The organism is Bhargavaea sp. CC-171006 (assembly GCF_009761675.1).
Taxonomy (GTDB): domain Bacteria; phylum Bacillota; class Bacilli; order Bacillales_A; family Planococcaceae; genus Bhargavaea; species Bhargavaea changchunensis.
In genome coordinates, this window is the sequence record NZ_QUZH01000004.1 from 24641 (window position 1) to 44082 (window position 19442).

At 51.3% G+C, this 19442-nt stretch carries 20 protein-coding genes; 11 read left to right on the forward strand and 9 right to left on the reverse strand.

Annotated features, from left to right (window positions below):
- Nucleotides 1-45: 45 nt before the first annotated feature.
- On the reverse strand, nucleotides 46-354 hold the full coding sequence (locus tag DZC51_RS01585) for a hypothetical protein (RefSeq protein ID WP_157293617.1): 309 nt from the start codon (nucleotides 352-354) through the stop codon (nucleotides 46-48).
- 207 nt (nucleotides 355-561) lie between these two features.
- Here DZC51_RS01585 and DZC51_RS01590 point away from each other — a divergent pair, with 207 nt between their 5' ends.
- The 3 genes from DZC51_RS01590 to DZC51_RS01600 all read left to right on the forward strand — a co-directional run bounded on the left by DZC51_RS01590 (nucleotide 562) and on the right by DZC51_RS01600 (nucleotide 3951).
- Entirely contained in the window at nucleotides 562-2019 is a 1458-nt protein-coding gene (locus DZC51_RS01590) for an alanine/glycine:cation symporter family protein (protein WP_157293618.1), read from the forward strand.
- Between the two features lie 86 nt (nucleotides 2020-2105).
- Complete coding sequence (locus tag DZC51_RS01595) at nucleotides 2106-2519, forward strand: pyridoxamine 5'-phosphate oxidase family protein (RefSeq protein ID WP_157293619.1); 414 nt, start codon at nucleotides 2106-2108, stop codon at nucleotides 2517-2519.
- A 124-nt stretch (nucleotides 2520-2643) separates the two neighbouring features.
- Entirely contained in the window at nucleotides 2644-3951 is a 1308-nt protein-coding gene (locus DZC51_RS01600; RefSeq protein WP_157293620.1) for a GTPase, read from the forward strand.
- 97 nt (nucleotides 3952-4048) lie between these two features.
- Here DZC51_RS01600 and tagH read toward each other — a convergent pair whose 3' ends face one another.
- The 3 genes from tagH to DZC51_RS01615 are packed head-to-tail and all read right to left on the reverse strand — an operon-like array spanning nucleotide 4049 to nucleotide 6904.
- Nucleotides 4049-4870: a teichoic acids export ABC transporter ATP-binding subunit TagH gene (gene tagH, locus DZC51_RS01605; RefSeq protein WP_157293621.1), complete on the reverse strand. Its 822-nt coding sequence runs from the start codon at nucleotides 4868-4870 to the stop codon at nucleotides 4049-4051.
- A 17-nt stretch (nucleotides 4871-4887) separates the two neighbouring features.
- On the reverse strand, nucleotides 4888-5694 hold the full coding sequence (locus DZC51_RS01610; protein ID WP_157293622.1) for an ABC transporter permease: 807 nt from the start codon (nucleotides 5692-5694) through the stop codon (nucleotides 4888-4890).
- A 25-nt stretch (nucleotides 5695-5719) separates the two neighbouring features.
- A complete protein-coding gene (locus tag DZC51_RS01615) occupies nucleotides 5720-6904 on the reverse strand; it encodes a CDP-glycerol glycerophosphotransferase family protein (protein ID WP_157293623.1) in 1185 nt (394 codons plus the stop codon).
- Between the two features lie 174 nt (nucleotides 6905-7078).
- Here DZC51_RS01615 and tagD point away from each other — a divergent pair, with 174 nt between their 5' ends.
- Both tagD and DZC51_RS01625 read left to right on the forward strand, forming a co-directional pair.
- Nucleotides 7079-7474: a glycerol-3-phosphate cytidylyltransferase gene (gene tagD / locus DZC51_RS01620; protein WP_157293624.1), complete on the forward strand. Its 396-nt coding sequence runs from the start codon at nucleotides 7079-7081 to the stop codon at nucleotides 7472-7474.
- On the forward strand, nucleotides 7471-8625 hold the full coding sequence (locus DZC51_RS01625; protein ID WP_157293625.1) for a CDP-glycerol glycerophosphotransferase family protein: 1155 nt from the start codon (nucleotides 7471-7473) through the stop codon (nucleotides 8623-8625). The genes tagD and DZC51_RS01625 overlap by 4 nt, the downstream gene beginning before the upstream one ends.
- An 80-nt stretch (nucleotides 8626-8705) precedes the next feature.
- Here the strand turns inward: DZC51_RS01625 and DZC51_RS01630 are convergent, their stop codons facing one another.
- A complete protein-coding gene (locus DZC51_RS01630; protein WP_157293626.1) occupies nucleotides 8706-9362 on the reverse strand; it encodes a hypothetical protein in 657 nt (218 codons plus the stop codon).
- A 119-nt stretch (nucleotides 9363-9481) separates the two neighbouring features.
- Complete coding sequence (locus DZC51_RS01635; protein ID WP_157293627.1) at nucleotides 9482-10003, reverse strand: cupin domain-containing protein; 522 nt, start codon at nucleotides 10001-10003, stop codon at nucleotides 9482-9484.
- Nucleotides 10004-10318: 315 nt separating this feature from the next.
- Between DZC51_RS01635 and DZC51_RS01640 the strand changes: the two genes are divergently transcribed.
- The 5 genes from DZC51_RS01640 (at nucleotide 10319) to DZC51_RS01660 (ending at nucleotide 14693) form a co-directional block, all read left to right on the forward strand.
- On the forward strand, nucleotides 10319-10849 hold the full coding sequence (locus DZC51_RS01640; RefSeq protein ID WP_157293628.1) for a sigma-70 family RNA polymerase sigma factor: 531 nt from the start codon (nucleotides 10319-10321) through the stop codon (nucleotides 10847-10849).
- Between the two features lie 62 nt (nucleotides 10850-10911).
- On the forward strand, nucleotides 10912-11244 hold the full coding sequence (locus DZC51_RS01645) for a YflT domain-containing protein (RefSeq protein WP_157293629.1): 333 nt from the start codon (nucleotides 10912-10914) through the stop codon (nucleotides 11242-11244).
- A 100-nt stretch (nucleotides 11245-11344) separates the two neighbouring features.
- The gene (locus tag DZC51_RS01650) at nucleotides 11345-11980 is read left to right on the forward strand and encodes a YfbR-like 5'-deoxynucleotidase (protein ID WP_157293630.1); all 636 of its coding nucleotides are present in this window, start codon (nucleotides 11345-11347) and stop codon (nucleotides 11978-11980) included.
- Between the two features lie 197 nt (nucleotides 11981-12177).
- A complete protein-coding gene (gdhA, locus tag DZC51_RS01655) occupies nucleotides 12178-13560 on the forward strand; it encodes an NADP-specific glutamate dehydrogenase (protein ID WP_157293631.1) in 1383 nt (460 codons plus the stop codon).
- A gap of 164 nt (nucleotides 13561-13724) precedes the next feature.
- Complete coding sequence (locus DZC51_RS01660; RefSeq protein WP_157293632.1) at nucleotides 13725-14693, forward strand: proline dehydrogenase family protein; 969 nt, start codon at nucleotides 13725-13727, stop codon at nucleotides 14691-14693.
- Between the two features lie 63 nt (nucleotides 14694-14756).
- Here the strand turns inward: DZC51_RS01660 and DZC51_RS01665 are convergent, their stop codons facing one another.
- Nucleotides 14757-15896 (reverse strand): M20 family metallopeptidase, encoded by a 1140-nt coding sequence (locus tag DZC51_RS01665; protein WP_157293633.1) that lies wholly within the window; start codon nucleotides 15894-15896, stop codon nucleotides 14757-14759.
- 350 nt (nucleotides 15897-16246) lie between these two features.
- Between DZC51_RS01665 and sda the strand changes: the two genes are divergently transcribed.
- Nucleotides 16247-16393, forward strand: a complete 147-nt coding sequence (gene sda, locus DZC51_RS01670) for a sporulation histidine kinase inhibitor Sda (RefSeq protein ID WP_157293634.1) — start codon at nucleotides 16247-16249, stop codon at nucleotides 16391-16393.
- A gap of 100 nt (nucleotides 16394-16493) precedes the next feature.
- Here sda and hutI read toward each other — a convergent pair whose 3' ends face one another.
- Nucleotides 16494-17747: an imidazolonepropionase gene (gene hutI, locus DZC51_RS01675; RefSeq protein WP_157293635.1), complete on the reverse strand. Its 1254-nt coding sequence runs from the start codon at nucleotides 17745-17747 to the stop codon at nucleotides 16494-16496.
- A complete protein-coding gene (gene hutU / locus DZC51_RS01680; protein ID WP_232524041.1) occupies nucleotides 17744-19429 on the reverse strand; it encodes a urocanate hydratase in 1686 nt (561 codons plus the stop codon). Before hutU ends, hutI begins: the two co-directional genes overlap by 4 nt.
- Nucleotides 19430-19442 lie beyond the last annotated feature (13 nt).

Sequence of the window (19442 nt, forward strand, 5' to 3'; positions counted from 1 at the left end):
TTTCCTTCCCATCTTCTCCAACCGTTTTCACCTCCACCCACTGCCTTATTCCTTGATGATTTCATTTGGTCCGATGTTTTTTAACGTATTTGCTTTGCTTCCAGAAGCTCTCCGTTTATCAATGAAATTGTCGTTGAGGTGCAAAGCGTAAGTACCTGCCGGAATCCCTTCCAGCTTTGTCAGGGACGTTTTCAGTTCGTCCATTATTGACTTGTCAGGCTCAGCTCCCTCCTCCCCCATATACAAAGAAATACCAAATGCAATATCATCTGCAACAAATCCTGTACTTTCCAGCACTTTGCGGATTTCCCAAAATGGGAATGCAAAAGAAGGAGTATCGTAAATTAGGAACAAAGCCCTCCCCTAAATAAGCAATCTAATAGTTCATGTAAATTCTAGTTTATGTTATATATACGAATTGTTCAGAATACATTGTGTATATCGACGAAAAAAGCTATTATTATCTCTAATCTATTATAGTTCTGGGTCTTGAATATGGATTGGTCGAGGTACCAAATCGATATGGACTGATGAGCTAAAAAAAACGTAGGGGGGAAGTCATTGGATCTCATATTAGAAAAGATTGTTGGGTGGCTTTGGGGTTTGCCGCTTATATTAACCGTCCTATTTGTAGCACTTTATTTCACGATCGGAAGCAAGGTCTTCCAGCTCTTTCACCTTCCGCATATCTTCAAGGCAACATTCGGCAAAGTCTTTTCTAAAGAGGATCGTGAGCGTGCCAAATCGGAAAAAGGCATTCTGACACCGTTCCAGGCTGTCAGCACCGCAATCGGTGGCAGCGTGGGTGTCGGAAACATAGGAGGCGTTGCGACGGCGATAGCGGTCGGCGGGCCCGGAGCAGTGTTCTGGATGTGGCTCACAGCGCTCTTCAGCATGATGACCAAAATGGTCGAGGTTACACTCGCCGTCCACTACCGGAGCACCGATGAAAAAGGAGATCCGTACGGCGGACCGACCTACTATATGCAAAAAGGCCTCGGCGAAGAAAAGAACTTCAAGTTCTGGTGGATTCCCGCATTTCTCTTCGGCTTCGGGATCTTCTCGACTTTCTTCATCACGCTTCAGAACTACACGGTCGCGGAAGCGATTGATTCATCGTTCGGATTCGGCCTGATCCCCTCTTCCATCATCTACGTGGTCGGTATCTACCTGATCATCCTTGGCGGGATCAAGCGGATCGGGGAAACGGCATCTAAACTCATTCCGGCGATGTGCCTGTTCTACTTGGTGGCCGGACTCTATATCATTTTTTCGAATGCAGGTGACATCCTTCCTGTATTCAGGCTGATCTTTGACAGTGCATTCACCGGAATGGCTGCTGCCGGCGGATTCACCGGGGCGGCCGTGGCACAGGTGATCCAGATGGGAGTTGCCCGAGCGGTCTACTCCAATGAAGCCGGCTGGGGAACGTCCCCGATGATCCACTCCACTGCCAAAACCGACCATCCGGTCAAGCAGGGCATGTGGGGCGCGGCCGAAGTCTTCATTGACACCATTGTCATCTGTTCAGTTACTGCACTCACCATCATCATTACCGGAATGTGGTCGAGCGGCCTGGACGGCGCCTCGCTTACCCTTGCAGCATTTGAAGAGGGAATTGGTGAAATGGGCCGCTACGTCATCACAATCTCCGTTTTCCTGTTTGGGCTGACGACCACGACCGGCTGGTACACCTATTATGAGATTCTGCTGCGCCAGGTTTTCGGAAAGCCGGAGCAGGCGTCTCTGAAAGGAAAGGTGCTGAAGTTTTTCCAGCTCGTCTATCCTCTTCCGGGACTGTTGCTGGTCATTTACGCGGTCTATTATGAGCTGCCGGGCAAATATGTCTGGTACTTCGCCGACATCACAACCGCCATCCCGACATTCATCAACCTGGTCGTCCTGCTATTCCTGAGCAAGCGGTTCTTTGAACTTCTCCGGGACTACAAGGCCCGCGAACTCGGCGTAGGCATACCGGACCCGAATTTCAAAGTGTTCTACGAAGACCGGAAAAAGTGATTCGCTCTCCCCGTCCTTCCTGACCGTTTATTTGGATTCCTCAAGGGAATAGTAAAAAGGGAAATTCCAACACGGGAGGGATCGGGATGGATACAAAAGCAACTGCACAAAAAATACTGGATGAAAGCATGGTCGGCACGATGGCGACCGTCCAGGGCGGCAAGCCGTTTACACGCTACATGACATTTTTCAATGACGGCTTCACCCTGTATACGGCCACCTCTAAACAGACCGATAAAGTCGACGAACTCGAGGACAATCCCCACACCCATATCTTGATCGGCTATGACGGCGAGGGCTTTGGCGATGACTACCTGGAGATCATGGGTACCGCCGAAATCACGGATGACGAAGGCCTGATTGACAAGGTGTGGAACGACTCAATGGAAACTTATTTTGAAGGTCCGGATGACCCGGATCTCGTCATCTTGAAAGTCCGGCCCGATGCGATGCGCGTCATGAACAAAAAAGGACAGCCTCCGCAAGACGTCACAATGTAAGGAAGTGCTTCCAGCCCCTCCGGCAACTGCCGGAAGGGCTTTTTGAATGTTCCGTATGTCTCAACCGGTTGTCCCGGGGTATAGAATATAAAAGTGCCTCCCCAACAAGAAAGGAGCGAGAAAATTGAATCCCAAGTTCGAGGAAATGCAGAAACGCCTGAGCCATATCGGGAATCTGAATAATTACATAGAACAGCTGGTGGACAAGGTCCCGGGAAACCTGATATCGCAAAAGCAGCGGCGGAAACTCGTCGATGCCATCACCGATGACGAAGATCTGAACGCCCTCCTTGAAGGACTCAAAAATCCCCGTCCGCCCCGCTTTGTTCTGGTCGGGCGGACAGGCGTCGGTAAAAGCAGCCTCATCAATGCGATAAGCGGAAAATACCTTGCAGAAGTGAGTGACGTGGAGATCGGCACGAAAGAAGCCCGGCGGTTCACCTATGAATCGGATGGCCAAGTTTACTTTGAGGTGATCGACACGCGCGGCATCGGTGAGTCGGAAACATTTGATACAAAAGCGGAGGAAGAGCTTGCCGAGGTGATCCGCGAATTCCGGCCGGATGCGCTCCTCTTTCTCCAGAAAGCGACGGAGCGAGCGCATATCGACAAGGATGTCCTCGCTACCAAGCAGTTAATGGACAGGACAGGCGGTGACCTTCCACTGATCGCGATCCTCACCCATATCGATGAACTAAACCCGTCCCGCATTAAGGAGCCGGACCGGTACCCGGAAGATAAATTGGGCCTGATCGAGGAAAAAGCCGGACAACTGGATCGCATTTTCAAACAATACGGCCTGGACGCGACAGCGATTCTCCCCGTCTCCTCCTACATCGAATGGGATCGCCATCCAGACGATACACCGGGGGGCGAACAATATGATCCGGATATGGCCTTTGACGGGCGCAAAGGAATCGAGGAGCTGCTTGATTTTTTGGAGGAAAGCCTGGATGTCCGGGCAGCCATCCATCTTGGACTGACTGTACGGCTAAACCGCGTGGCGAACAGGATCGCTGAGCGTTTTATCCGGATATTCTCAGCTCTGAGTGCAACCGTCGCCCTTAGTCCGATCATCGCTTCGGATATCGCCGTCCTCCTCACCCTACAATCCATGCTCGTGATGATCATCGCCTATTTGTCAGGAAGGGAGCTGGAGTTCAAGACAGCGAGAGACCTGTTGATTTCCCTCGGCGGCATCGGGGCGACCGGCTTCACCTTGCGGATGGTCGCCCAACAGGGCACCAAGTTCGCGAATCTGGTGTTCCCGGGCGCCGGCTCCGCTTTGAGCGCCACCATTGCGAGCGGTGGCACCTACGCAATCGGCAAAGCCGCCGTTGCCTATTATCTGCGGGGCGTACCGGAAAATAAGCTTCAGCAAGTGATCCAAGATGCCCAAGATGAATTCCATGAAAAGCAGAAAGAACAATGAGTTGTTTGTAATCAAACAAAAAAGCAGTGGCTTTGGTCGCCTTCGGCAAACCATAGCCACTGCTTTTTGTATTTAATTGCTTTCTCCTAGATCCAGGTCAATGCGCTGCGGTCTCCGGCTTTCCGCTCGACTTCATACGCTTGCCCAGCACGGTTTCCCTGTACCGGTTACGTTCTTTTTTGGACATTTTTTGATAGTCCTTCATGAACTCATCATAATGCTTCAGGACTTCTTCTGTTTCTCCGTTTTCCCGGATCGTTCCGAACTCCAGCCAGACAATCCGGTCACAAAATTTGCGCATCTGTCCGGCCGAGTGGCTGACAAAGAACATGGTCTTTCCACGTTCCTTAAACTCCATCATTTTTGCGAGACTCTTTTCCGCGAATGCCTTATCTCCAACAGACAATGCTTCGTCGACAATCAGAATATCGGGATCGACACGGACTGAAATGGAAAAGCCAAGGCGCGATTTCATTCCGCTTGAATAGGATTTCACCGGCTGGTCAATGAATTTTTCAATCTCCGCAAATTCGATAATTTCCTCTTCCATGGCATCAATTTCGGCTTTGCTGAATCCCAGCATAAGCAATTTCAGTTCGATATTCTGACGCCCGGTAAGATTATTATCAAGGCCTGCATTGACCGCAATAAGAGAGATACTGCCGTTTGCAATCACTTCACCGGAAGTTGGAGGAATGATTCCCGCTATGATATTGGAAAGAGTCGACTTGCCGGAGCCGTTGATACCGATGAATCCGACAATCTCCCCGTGATTCACTTCCAGAGAAACTCCATTCAATGCATAGAAGTCCTCTCCATACTCCTTCCATGGCATAACCAGGTCAAGGATGCGTTCGGAGCTTTTCTTATACAATTTATAGCGTTTTCTTACATCTTTAACAATTACTGCTTTAGACATCGCTTTCCCAACTTTCCTCACAGGAAGTCAATAAACTGGCTTCGGAATTTCACATGAAGAGCAGAACCGATCAGGAAAAGAACAAGCACCACACCAACCATGTATGCCGTATAGACCGGGTTCTCAAGGAAATACCATCCCTCACCCAAAAGTGAATACCGGTACCCTTCAACAATGTAATAGAACGGGTTGATCTTAACTGCTGTCTGCCAAGACTCCGGCAGCAGTGTCGGCGGCCAAAGAATCGGGGACAGATACAGCAACATTCTCATAATCGATTGGAGAAGCATCTGGACATCACGGACAATCGTCGCAAGTGTCGATGTGATCAATGTCATGCCTAATAGCAGGACGAGTAAAATGGCCGTATAGAGCGGTAATTGCAAGTAATACACAGAAATCGGATACCCTGTGAATTGCAGCACCAGCATCCCCAGGCCCAACAAAATCAGATGCGGATAGAACTGAGCCAGAATCACATAGCTCGGGATGACGCTCATCGGGAAGTTCATTTTCGAAAGCATCTTGATTTTGGAGTATACAGATTTGGTCCCTCTCATAATCCCCTGGTTAATGAAGAACCAGACGAGAATTCCAGAAAACATCCATTGGAAGTACGGAATATCGCCGATCGGTTCCCGCTGGCGTATCCCGAATCCGAACACGAACCAGTAAATCATGATTTGGATCGCCGGATTGATGACCTCCCAGGCTGCCCCCAGATAACTGCCGGTGGCGGCACTCCTGAATTCGTAAAGGGAGAGCCGCCGCGCCAGGACAAAATTGCGTATCTGTTCATTTAAAACTGTTATCGCAGATTTCATAGTGGTTGCTCCTACATGATTAATGTCACTTACCGAGGAAAGTGCCGACTACCCGCTCCGTTGCATGGCCATCCTCTAGTGACGTGAACGTTTGACGGAATTTCCGGTACACTTCACTGTTCTCCGGCTGCAACTGCCCTGCATTCCGGATCACATCGAAAAGTTCCTCTTCCGTGCGGACGATTGGGCCTGGGGCTTCATTCTCAATTGGGAAATAAAAGCCCCTTAACTGGTCCCGATACTGATCCAAATCGTACATATAAAAAACAATCGGCCTGTTAAGGACGGAGAAATCGAAAAACACAGAAGAATAATCCGTAATCAGCATGTCTGAGACGATATAAAGATCCCGGATATCCGGATAGCCGGATACATCAATGACGGCCCCGTCGTATCCGGAGAAATCGAAGTTCTCCGCAATGAGGTAATGCATCCTTGTTAGAAGGACCCACTCCTCGGAAAACTGTTCTCTCCACTGTTCCAGATCAAATTGGAACTCGAATTTGTACTTCCCTTTTTCATAAAACTCATGATCCCTCCAGGTCGGCGCGTACAGCATCACTTTTTTCCCTTCAGGGATACCGAGCGTCTCCCTCACAGTCCGGACTTCCGATTCCGTAAAGTTGGTCAGGAGATCGTTGCGTGGGTAGCCGGATTCGATGACATTCCCCTTATACCCGAAAGCCCGCTTGAATATCTTCGTCGAGTAAGGGTTAGGGGAAACGAGAAAGTCCCATTTTGAAGATTCGCTGAGGAAGTTCTTGCGGTACCTGTCAGTGTCAGTCCCGGGCATATGAACCATCTCAATATCGAGGCCCAATTTCTTGAGCGGAGTCCCATGCCAAGTCTGAACATAAATTGTGCCCGGCGGCTTTGGCATCCAGCCGGGCAGACGGACATTGTTCACCCAATATTTTGCCCTAGGAAATTCAATGAACCACCTTGGAGTGAACCGCTTCACATATGGAACGCCATGCGTCTTAAAAAGTTGCTCTGCACGCTTATCGATACTCCAAACCAGTTCATATTCAGGATGATGCTCAAGCATATATTCATAAATCGCCCGGGGGCTGTCGCTATATTGCCTTGCATGGAAACTCTCAAAGAACACTGTACGCTTTTTTCTCGGTAAAAGGCCGATCAGCCTGAAAGCGATGCGGAAGATCCGCTTCGGAAGAGAACTCTTCTTTAACTTCTGAATTACGGACATGGCTCTTATCACCCTCTGAAATTGATTGGCCCTCTTTATGAAGCTCTCTCATACGAGCACCCTTCAAGTACATCACTATTTTTTTGGGAACATGTTGTATATAATAACATACGATTCGACATTTTATTATTATCAGGGGTATGACCCTGACCCACATTGAGGAGATGTCATACTATGAAACGAGTAATAACATACGGTACGTTCGACCTCATCCACCATGGTCACATTAATATCCTGCGCAGGGCCAAGGAATACGGCGATTATCTGATCGTGGGAGTTTCCACAGATGAATTCAATGCCATCAAAGGCAAAAAAGCATACTATCCCTTTGAAGAGCGAAAAATGATCCTTGAGGCCATCCGCTATGTCGATGAAGTGATCCCTGAATCCCATTGGGGTCAGAAAGTCGAGGATATTCGTGATCATAATATCGATATTTTCGTTATGGGCTCCGACTGGGAAGGAAAATTCGATGAGCTCGCGGAACAATGCGAAGTCATTTATCTTCCCCGCACAGAGGGAATTTCATCATCTAAAATCAAAGAGGATCTAAAAGACAAAGCACAATGAAAGATGTTTTAATATCCCTTTATGTGCGGTTGTTTGCCTTTATTTTCACAGCCTTCAAGGCATTCCCCTTACAAAAGAAAACAGTCTTCCTTTCTTCTTTCGGAAATAATGCCTGGCATCTGGCGAATGAACTTGGGAAAGAAGATAATCAGCCGGTCATCTTTTTAAATGATTCACGGTGTCGGATCGATTTTGCGGATACCACTCCAGCCAGGAAGAAAGTCTACACTTTTGAAACCGCCAATATACGGGATATGATCATATCCATATACCATTTGGCTACAGCCAGGTATGTCTTCATAGACAATTATGTCGGAGTCTTTTCCGGACTACGCTTTCGAAAAGAAGTTGAGCCGGTCCAGTTATGGCATGCAGCAGGTGCCATTAAGCGCTTTGGCTGGACAGATCCTGAGACATCAAAAAGAAGCCGAAGATCCCAAGAACGCTTCCAGGCTGTGTACAACCGTTTTTCTTGGATTCCCGTCGGCTCAGAAAAGATGAAATCAATTTTTATCGAATCATTTAAAATTGATGCCGGACACTTTCTTCCAACCGGAGTGCCGATGACAGACTTTTATTTCGACTTAGCCGCGGTAGCCAAGGGAGTGGAGAACGTTCTGCTTGAATATCCGGCAGCACGCGGGAAGAAAATCGTTCTTTATGCCCCGACTTTCAGGAAAGATCAACTTAGCCAACAGAATCTTGCCCTGGATTTCAGGGAGCTGCTAAACAGTATAGACGAGGAATTCGTTGTGATGGTCAGGCTTCACCCTGCGGTAATGGAGAATTCCAAGTTGCCTGAACATCCGCGGTTGATTGACGCCGGATCATACCCTAAGGTAAACGAACTGCTCGCCGCAGCTGACATCCTCGTGACCGACTATTCCTCACTTCCGTTCGAGTATGCTCTTTTGCGCCGTAAGATGGTTTTCTATCTTTATGACCTGGAAGAGTATTCGAAAAAAACAGGGATATGGGCAGTATCAGGTGATTTCTTCCCGGGTCCCGTTGCCGCAACCACACACGATGTCATCAGTCATATTAATGATCCCGCTATCGATTACAGTCGGATCGATGATTTTAACGCGGCTTGGAACAAATATTCCGACGGATGCTCGAGCAGAAAGTTGATTGACCGGATCTATAAATAATTAGGACAGGCTTCCCGATATTTCGGAAGCCTGTTTTTCATCATTTATTCAGACATGCTCACCCAATTTAGTCAATGTTCTCATTTCCTCTTACCCATCTGTCTCACAGGGTACATGAGGATATCGCTGGCAAGTTCAGCTGCACGCGCCCAGAGCGCCCCTTTCCCCTCTACCAGACGCTGTACAGTCTGTTCGGCCTGGCTCTGACGCTCCTGGAGTTTAAGCAGTGTATCAAACCCGCTGCGTACCATTCCCCTCATGCGCTCCTGCATGCATTCAGCAACCTCGGGGAAGAATTCACTGAAGTGATCTTCCCCTATCCACTTCTGTGCCTGGGCCGCCTTGTCGATCTCCTGTTTATAAAAAGCGGACTGCGCTTCCATCAGGTAATACAGGTCGAGCGCATCATGGATCCGGCTGAGCTTACCATAACCGACATTCTTCGCCCGGTATAGCTTGACTGCTTCACGGACATCCTCCCCGCGGCTATGGCGCCGGGGCTTGACCTGATGAAGGGTTGAGTAGCCGTTGTCAGGCAGGGCCGGATACCAGCGCCTGAACTTCTCCTCGAATTCCGCCAGAACAGCTGCCATTTCCCGGCGCGCCTCTTTTGCATAATGTCCTTTCGGATAATAGTAATCCAGGAGCTCCGCCCGTCTTTTTCGCCGCGCCAGCCAGCCGCCCGCCTCCGGCCAATCCGGGTATGGGCCAGCCGATTGCTTGTCCCGCTGTTCCATGATGCTCTCCCCCCTTCAATATTGCTTTTCTACTATTATACGGCTTTTTCGTTTTCTCTTCATCCTTGCAATCCGTAAAAAAAGCTTCCGCAGGTTGCGGAAGCCTGGTATACGATTATTTATTTGATCCATTTATGTCGCATCGGACTTTGCTCGTCCAATCCGTAGACCGGGTCCTGATCTGGGACGCCGGCATTGCTGATTGTATTCTTTGCCTGGGCTGCCTTTGCCGGATCGCGCTGCATCATATTCGGCTCCGCTCCGTCAGGATAGGCACCGACAACTTCAAAATCATCGGTGGATTCGATTTTCATATGGCCCGTTCCTGCAGGAAGCAGAATCACATCTCCCGGCTTGACGTCGATGCGCTGGCCGGAATCCCCTCCGACCAGGACCGTTCCGGTACCCCGCCTCACACCAAGGACTTCATGTGTATTGGAGTGATAATGGAGATAGTCATAAACATCTCCCGTCCAGCTGTTTGTCCATCCATGGCTGTTGAAGGCTGCCTCGATTTCTTCTGGGCTCCGCCCCCCGTCCTCACCGTCAAATGCGTTCTGGTAGAAAATGACCGGAAGCGTCGGGTTATTCGGAATCTGTCCGTCCTCTTTCAGGAAAAACGATTGTACTTGAATATCCATCTGATCCGTCCTTTCTTCCATTTTCCTTATGTTTTTCATTTACCCGTCTGCCGCTCTGCTAATCGTTTCCGTTTGGCGGGACTTGCGAATTTCAATTTTGAGCAGCAGGCAAAACCCTTAAATGGGTCTTTTTCCATATAAGAACGCCCCATTTCCATGTTCGTGTGCCGCAAGATTCAAATTTGAAGAACGCAAAATTGGATTTTGAGCATTTGACATTCAAATAAGCCCGTTCGACCGGATTTCTCCGATTCAGTAGGCTGAACATACCCGGGAAAACGTTGCGCCGTGCACGGCCTGAAAGGCCGACTCATGATGTCGAACCAGAATACCGAAAACCTCCTGCAGCAATATGAACCCATGATTTCCGCCATGCTCCGCCAATTGAATATCCGTCGTGATCACGACAACTTCAGGCAGGCGGCACGCCTCGCGCTCTGTCAGGCTTGTGAAAGGTACGACAGCCAACGCGGGCATTTCGCACCGTTTGCATACCGGACGATCCGCGGTGCAATGCTGGATGAACTAAAAAGAGAAAGCCGTCATACAGAAGCCGCTTCCGCCGTCGGCCCCGATATCCTTGAAATCCTATCCGGCAGGCAGGCATGCGACGCGGATGCTGAATTTACGGACGATCGGCTTCCAATGCTGCGGCAGGCCTTTACCCGCCTGCCGGAAGCTGACCGTCTCCTGCTGATACGGCTTTTTGCACAGCGGTTGCCTTATACCGAATGCGCAAGGCTGGCGGGAATCTCCGTTCCCGGCATCAAAAAGCGCCGGGAACGGATCCTCGGCAGGCTCAGGAAGCAGATCAATGCCATGCTGGAAAAGGAGTCGGCTGTTTAGGCTCATGTGGTGAGGGTAAACATAACCATGAATGATTGAATGATAATCAGGAGGGATTCAGAATGGCAAAAGTACTTACAGTGGAAAATGGCGTGCAGGCACGCGAGGAAATCGACAAACTCGTCACACAAGGGTATGACAAAGATCAGATTTACCTGTTTGCACATTATGATGATCGTGAGAAAGACATCGCCGAAGCACTTGATATCGAAACGGCTGGCATGAGCGACACCGGCTTTTTCAAGGGCATGAAGAACCTGGTCGCAAAACGGGGCGACGAGCTCCGCTCCGAATTTGAGGGCGTCGGGCTTTCCCAGCAGGAAGCCGATGAATACGAGAAAGTATTGGACGAAGGACGCCTCGTCCTCGTCGCGCAAGACGCAACGGACAAATAAACATTTAAAAACGCCGTCCGGACCGGGCGGCGTTTTTAAATGCCGGAAAACGGAAAGAATAAACTGAAGGAAACCGAAAACGCAGAAAGGAGGAAGCAGCGTGGGCATCCATAAGTTTTTTACCAGTATGAACGACCTGGAGAGAATCATCCGCGCACCGGGCAAATTCAAATTCGAAGAGCACAACGTGGCTGCTCATTCATGGAAAGTCGCGCAGTATGCCATGTTTTTCGGCACACTCGAAGAGATGGGCGGTGCGGACGTCGACTGGAAGTCACTTTATGAGAAAACCATCAACCATGATTTCGCAGAAGTCTTTATAGGAGACATCAAGACGCCCGTCAAGCATTCCTCCCCGGAACTTAAGCAGATGCTTGCCACGGTCGAAGAAAAGATGATGGAGAAATTCATTCACCGGGAGATACCTGAAGAATTCCAGGCCGTCTTCTTCCACCGCATGAAAGAAGGCAAGGATGGGACACTGGAAGGGCGGCTTTTGGAACTCGCCGATAAGCTGGACCAGTTCTATGAGGCTTACGCTGAACTTAAGCGAGGCAACACGGAACCCGATTTTACTCAGATGTACGAGATTGCACTCACCAAGATCCTCGAGATGCCGCTGAAAAAGAGTGTGGCCTACTTCCGGAATGTCATTCTGGAAGACGTCGTCAATGAGAAAACGGCCGTCGACGTCAAAAGTCTTACTATGCGCATCCTGAATGAGCAAAAAGATTAGGCGCCAAGAATGTGAATATTGTTTGAACAATTTCTATTTAATGGCATAATCCGAAAATTCGGTATTGAAAACGATTAACTGTCTGTGTATAATTATGAAATCAGACTCATAGTTTTTTTCTGAGAAAACATAGACGGAAAGGAACAAGGAATCCCTGTCGGTTCCTTTTTTCGGTTCCAGGAAAGGAATGATGCAACATGCAGATGGTCAGAGACGTTAAGGAAGAGGCACGGCGCAACGCAAATGATTATGTCCATCAGGTCTTCGAACTCGTCAAACGCCGCAATCCTGGACAAAAGGAATTCCTCCAGGCGGTCCGCGAGATTTTCGACTCCCTCCGCCCCGTTTTCGCCCAGCATCCGGAATATATACGGGATGGTATTCTGGAACGGATTGTGGAACCCGAACGGATCATTTCATTCCGGGTGACGTGGGAAGACGACAACGGGAAGGTCCATGTGAACCGAGGGTACCGTGTCCAGTACAACAGTACACTCGGACCTTACAAAGGCGGGTTGCGTTTCCACCCTTCCGTCAACGACAGCATCATCAAATTCCTGGGCTTTGAGCAGATTTTCAAGAACGCGCTGACAGGCCTTCCGATCGGCGGTGGCAAAGGCGGTTCCGATTTTGACCCGAAAGGAAAAACGGACCGTGAAATCATGCGCTTCTGCCAGAGCTTCATCACCGAGCTGAGCAAGCATGTCGGCCCGGATACGGACGTTCCTGCAGGAGACATCGGGGTCGGCAAGCGTGAAATCGGCTATATGTTCGGCCATTACAAGCGACTGAAGAACGCCTACGAAGCGGGTGTCTTTACAGGCAAAGACCCGGAAAGCGGCGGCAGCCTCGGCCGGAAAGAAGCAACCGGCTATGGCCTCGTCTACTTTACCGATGAGATGCTGAAACATCACGGCCTGGACCTTAAAAATAAAACGACGGTCGTATCAGGCTCTGGTAATGTTTCGATCTACGCCATGGAGAAGGCCATTGAGTATGGCGCCAAGGTCATTGCCTGCAGTGACTCAAACGGCTATATTCATGATCCGGCCGGCATCAACCTTGAAACGGTCAAGCAGCTGAAGGAAGTTGAACGCCGCCGAATCAAGGACTACATCCTGTTCCACCCGGATGCCACCTATACAGAGGGCTGCGGGGATATCTGGTCCATTCCTTGCGAGATTGCACTGCCATGTGCCACACAGAACGAACTTGATGAAGCATCTGCAGCCAAGCTGATCGAGAACGGGCTGATTGCAATCGCTGAAGGCGCGAACATGCCATGCGACCAGGAAGCGATTGACCTGTTCCTGGAGAACGGCATCTTCTACGGACCTGCCAAGGCTGCCAATGCCGGAGGCGTCGCGGTATCTGCGATGGAAATGTCGCAGAACAGCATGCGCTATTCCTGGACTGAAGATGAAGTAAATGAAAAACTCCACCGAGTCATGATTGATATCCATAAAAACTGTGTCGAGACGGCAGAACAATATGGATATGAGAACAACCTGATGGTCGGAGCAAACATCGCAGGTTTCAAAAAGGTTGCCGATGCCATGGTTGCCCACGGCCTGCACTGAGTTCAAGTTCGACTGGCGCAAAAAATACTTTCAATCCACTCCCCTCATAAGGGGAGTTTTTTATAATGGGGCAAAAAATATTTGTTCTGAAAGCCCATACAAGGCAAACTAATGGTATAATTATGTCGAATCGAATCTATTATTTATGGCAAGGAGCCGTTGATATGCTTAAAGAATTCTTTATCGGTCTTTCCCAAAATCAGTTTCTTAACGCTGCCGCACAGAAATACGGCCTTCAGCTCGGCGCGCAAAGCGTCGTTGCCGGTACGGATATCCATGAAGCCATTGAGACAATAAAAGAATTAAATAAAAGTGGTATCTCCGCCACAGTAGATAATCTTGGGGAATTCGTCCACGACCGCGAAGAAGCGACCGCTGCCAAAAATCAGATCCTGGGCGTCGTTGAAGCCATTCATGAGGCAGGAGTCGATGCTCATATCTCCCTTAAAGCCTCACAGCTCGGATTGGACATCGACTATGACTTCGCTCTCTCAAACCTGCGTGAGATTGTCCGGGCGGCCGCAAACTATGACATGTTCGTCAACATCGACATGGAAGACTATGCCCGTCTCCAGCCATCGTTCGACATTCTGGACGAGCTCTCAAAGGACTACAACAATGTCGGTACCGTCATCCAGGCATATTTCCACCGTGCAGAGGATGATATCCGGAACCATAAAGACTATCGCCTCCGAATTGTAAAAGGGGCTTATAAGGAGCCGGCGGATGTCGCCTATACAGAGAAGGAAGAAATTGACCGCAACTTCATCAAACTGATCGAGTACCATCTTCTCCACGGAAAATTCACATCGATTGCGACGCATGATCATCACGTCATCGAGCATGTGAAGAGATTTGCAACAGAAAATGACATTCCGCGGGATAAGTTCGAGTTCCAGATGCTTTACGGGTTCCGCCGCGACATGCAGCATGAACTTGCATCTGAAGGTTACAATTTCACGACATATGTTCCGTTCGGCAAGGACTGGTACGGCTACTTCATGCGCCGTCTGGCTGAGCGCCCGCAGAACCTGAACCTCGTCGCAAAGCAGGTATTCACACCAAAGACCAATGGCGTCATCGCCCTTGCCGCAGGAGCTTTCCTGCTCGGCCGTATGACGAAGCGCCGCTGAAGAATGAATCAAGGACCGCACATCCGGATTTTCCCGGATGTACGGTCCTTTTATTGATGCCGATTATGGTTTCTCCGACAGACGGACAATGGTTTCGGCAAGCAGGCGGCAACGCGGGATGAACGAGTCCAGCTCCATGTACTCGTCTTCCCGGTGGGCATTTCCGCCGACGGGACCCATCCCGTCGATGGTCGGAATCCCCGCGGCGGAGGTGTATGATGCATCTCCGCCGCCGCCTGTTGCGGTGTCGGTCACTTCAATCCCGATTTCAGCACCGATTTCCCTGATGATTTCGATTAGCCGGGCTGTCCCTTCAGTGCGCTCCATCGGTGGCCGGTCTATGGCACCTTCGACAGTGATGCTCGTCCCTTCCACGTCCGGCACCGCACAGATATCTCGGATTTTACGATCAAGCGGCTCCGCCTGGGAAAGCTTCGTCGTGCGGATATCCACATAGCCGACGGCTTCCGGCGTGACGACATTCACAGCATCTCCCCCCTGGATAATGCCTACATTGACGGTGATTCCTTCAGTGTAATCTGTCAGCGCATGAAGTTTGATGATCTTGTGGGCAAGCTCTTCCGTTGCACTCCGCCCTTTTTCCGGTTCGATGCCCGAATGTGCGGCAACGCCGTGTACACGGATCGTGTAGTCTCCTCCGCCTTTGCGGGCACTGACGTGCGACCCATCCTTGCGGGCGGGCTCCATGATGAGCGCGGCCTTCTTTCCTTCTGTATGTGCTTCAATCATCGGGCGGCTCGTGATCGAACCGATCTCCTCATCGCTCGTAAGGAGAATTTCGATATTATCCAGGCCGGGTCTGCCGCTCTCTTTAATGGCCTGCACAGCGTAAATCAGCGAGACGAGGCTTGCCTTCATATCGATGACACCAGGCCCGTATGCGCGGCCATCTCTTACTGAAAACGGCCGCTCTCTTGCCGTTCCGTCGCGGAAGACCGTATCCATATGTGCAACGATCAGGATTTCGGGAGCCGACGCATCGTTGTGCCGGATGATGAGGTGGTCGCCCTGGATCTCCTGTGAAACGGTCTGGACGTCAAATCCGAGGTTGATATACGCTTCTTTCAAGATGCTTCCGACCTTGTCGATTCCCGCTTTGTTTCGCGAGCCGGAGTCAATATTGACAAGCTGCTCGAGCAAACCGAGCATTTCTTCCTGACGGCTGTTCAGGAACTGTTCCATGATCATTCACTCCATTCGCTCCTAGTTAATGATTGCCATTCCATTATACCGGTTCGGGCCATTCAGATGAACCTGCCATTCTATGTACCCGCAAGCAGAAAGATGAAGTGAAATGCAGAAAACTTTTCGACAAAATCCGACTTATCCAGAACCTGTGGATAAGTCTATGCACATCATCCACACTGCCGAATGCGGAATGAGCCGTCATTCACACACACTATCAACAGGTTATCCACCGGTTTTTGTGGATAACGGAACAGTTGTTCCCGAATTACTTCTTTGATACATTGAGAATGTGGGAAATGCGCCCCGCATCCACAGACTGTGATCATCCACCGGAGGTGAACAAGTTGGACAGACTAACAGACGATCAGCTTATTGACACCTATCTCACGGCGATTGCACACGGGCTTAATCAATGCTTCATCATGCTTCTGGAGAAAGAAATTATGCGGCGCACTTTTGAACAGGAAAAGAAACTGTTGTGTCCGGCCTGAATGACCAAGCAGACGGCACCGGAAAAGCAGCATCTGCTGACCGGAACGCTTTCTGCTTTTTGTTATTGCCCAAAAAAAAACCGGGAGGCTTCCCGGCTGGTCAGACGACTTTTCGGCCTTTTTTCCAGACGGCATGGACATGGTTGACGCCAAACAGATATTGAAGTTCCTGATAGTTCCTCACATTCCATATGACTAAGTCGGCCTGTTTGCCGGGCTCGATCGAACCGGCTTTGTCCTGCACTCCAATGGCACATGCGGCATTGATGGTGGCAGCGACAAGTGCTTCTGCAGGCGTCATCCGCATGGCGATGCACGCCAGGTTCATGACCAGCGGCATCGAGGTCGTCGGGGAGGAGCCGGGGTTGCAGTCGGTCGAGATGGTGACAGGGACGCCCGCGTCAATCATCTCCCTGCCCCGCGCGGCTTCTTCCCTCAGATAGAGCGCGGTCGCCGGGAGCAGGCAGGCGATCACTCCTGCTTCCGCCATCCGCCGGATTCCTTTGTCGGACGCCTTGAGCAGATGCTCCGCGGAAATGGCTCCGACTTCTGCGGCCAACTCCGCCCCTCCGTAAGGTTCAATTTCATCTGCATGAATCTTCGGCTTCAGTCCATGCCTCTTCCCTGCTTCCAGGATACGCCGGGATTGCTCAGGTGTATAGACACCGACTTCACAGAAGACGTCATTAAAGACAGCCAGCTTTTCCGCCGCCACGGCAGGAATCATTTCATCGATGATCAGGCCGACAAATTCATCTTCCCTGCCCTTGAATTCCTGCGGGACGGCATGAGCACCCATGAAAGTCGATACGACGTCGACCGGATGCTGTTCGTTCAGCTGTTTCATGACACCAAGCTGCTTGAGCTCGGTCTCGAGCTCCATTCCGTAGCCGCTCTTTCCCTCGACCGTCGTCACCCCGTGTCGGAGAAACGAATTCAGCCTGAGCTCTGCCTGGCGGTACAGCTCTTCTTCCGTCGCTTCCCTTGTCATACGGGTGGTCGCATGGATTCCGCCGCCGGCATTCATGATGTCCATATAGGAAGCGCCCTCAAGGCGCATCTCAAATTCCTTCTCCCTGCTTCCTCCGTAAACGAAATGGGTGTGGGGGTCGATGAGACCCGGTGTTACAAGCCGGCCGGTCGCCTCGTAAACATCCGCTTCCTCTTCCCATTCCCCGAATCGTGCCTCCAGCTCGGAGGTCGTTCCGACCGCTTTGATTTCCCCATCTTCAATCCAGACGCTTCCGTCCTCGATCAGGCCGAGTTCAGACATGTCCGCGCCTGTTCTCGGCCCCTTGCTGCCGCCGACGGTCACCAGCTGAGCGGCGTGTTTGATCCACAGGGGTCTTCTCATGACGGATCCTCCTTTCCGGACATCGGGATATCGACGCCCTTTACCCTCGCAGTCCGGATGGCCAGATCGTACCCCGCATCCGCGTGACGGGCGATGCCCATCCCCGGATCAGTCGTCAGCACCCGCTCCAGGCGGGCTTCCGCTTCCTTCGTGCCGTCAGCGACAATCACCATCCCGGCATGCTGGGAGTACCCCATGCCGACGCCGCCGCCATGGTGGACGGATACCCAGGTCGCCCCGCCGACGGCATTGATGAGCGCATTCAGGATCGGCCAGTCGGACACCGCGTCGGAACCGTCCTTCATCGCTTCCGTCTCGCGGTTCGGCGAGGCGACAGAGCCGGAGTCCAGGTGGTCACGGCCAATCACGATAGGTGCTTTCAGCTCGCCGGATGCGACCATATCGTTGATGATTTTCCCGAATCTGGCACGCTCCCCGTAACCGAGCCAGCAGATGCGGGCAGGGAGGCCCTGGAACTCGATCTTCTCTCGGGCCATGCGGATCCAGTTGCACAGATCCGTGTTGTCGCTGAACTCCCGGAGGATCACTTCATCCGTTTTCCGGATATCGTCCGGATCGCCCGACAGCGCCACCCAGCGGAACGGGCCCCTTCCCTCGCAGAACTGCGGGCGGATATAGGCGGGAACGAAACCCGGAAAGTCAAATGCCCTCCCGACGCCTTCGTCTTTTGCCACCTGCCGGATGTTGTTGCCGTAGTCGAACGTCACCGCTCCCCTGTCCATCATGCCGATCATGGCACGGACATGCCGGGCCATAGAGGACTTCGCCAATTTAACGACCCGGTCTGGATCGGACATACGGAGTGCCTCTGCTTCTTTTGCATCCATGCCGGACGGAACATAGCCATTCATCGGGTCATGTGCCGATGTCTGGTCGGTCAGCACATCCGGGATGAACCCGCGTTCAAGCAGTGCCGGAAGGATATCGGAAGCATTTCCGAGCAGGCCGATGGAAAGTGCCTTCCCTTCTTTCTTCGCCTCCACCGCCAGACGGATGGCCTCATCTGCTGAGTTGGTCTTGGTGTCCAGATATCGGGTCCGGATTCGCTTGTCGATCCTGCTTTCATCCACTTCAACCGCAATGCAGACCCCGCCTGCCATCGTGACTGCCATCGGCTGGGCGCCGCCCATGCCGCCAAGTCCCGCGGTCAGTGTGATCGTGCCTTTGAGGGAGCCGCCGAAATGCTGGCGGGCAAGCTCCGCAAATGTCTCATACGTTCCCTGCACGATGCCCTGGGAGCCGATATAGATCCAGCTTCCGGCAGTCATCTGCCCGTACATCATGAGCCCCCTGCGGTCGAGTTCATGGAACGTTTCCCAGTCAGCGTATGCCGGAACCAGATTCGAATTGGCGATCAGCACGCGCGGCGCTTCCCGGTGTGTGCGGAACACGGCCACCGGCTTACCGGACTGGATGAGGAGTGTCTCATCATTTTCCAGCCGCTTCAGCGCTGCGACAATCGCATCGAACGCTTCCCAGTTACGTGCCGCCTTGCCGATTCCCCCGTAGACGACCAGCCGGTCCGGGTGCTCCGCCACATCCGGATGGAGGTTGTTCATGAGCATTCTCAATGCCGCCTCCTGCAGCCACCCCTTCGTATGAAGCTCCGTTCCAGTATAGGCAATGACCTTTTCCGCCGCTGTATTTGTATGCGCTTTCAATTCCATCCCCTCC